Raw genomic sequence first — 362 nt, 5'->3', positions numbered from 1 at the left:
ATATTTTAGAGATAAAACTAATCCATCTATTTGATATCAATTATCCGACTCGCTTTTTTGTACTGGATACGCCAGCCAGACCATGTAGGGAGCTCCCAGCGTTTTGGTGATAACTTTCGGCTACCCGATTGATAGTGAACGTAAATCAGCTTGCGTGCGGGCAAGTATTCTACATCAAGTTGTAAGTCGGCAAGGCTCAGTGCAAACGGGTATTTTTCAGAGAACTCTGAATAGAACCAACTTGGAATCCCATCGAAAGGTATGTCTGCATGGTCGAACATTTCCAATTCGCTCACATCAGTAACTCCTAGCACCTCAAGCTGCTCTATCAACCATAGCTCAAAGTTAATGTTCTCAATTTC

At 42.3% G+C, this 362-nt stretch carries 1 pseudogene; it reads right to left on the bottom strand.

Going from position 1 to position 362, the window contains the following annotated elements:
* Positions 1 to 26 precede the first annotated feature (26 nt).
* Positions 27 to 362, bottom strand: a pseudogene (locus AB4496_RS26170) (ATP-dependent RNA helicase); the annotation flags it as partial.

Source organism: Vibrio sp. 10N.222.46.A1 (assembly GCF_041473595.1).
Lineage (GTDB): Bacteria > Pseudomonadota > Gammaproteobacteria > Enterobacterales > Vibrionaceae > Vibrio > Vibrio tasmaniensis_A.
The sequence above is the reverse complement of the archived record's forward strand: the minus strand, read 5'-3'. Positions and strand labels throughout refer to the sequence as shown.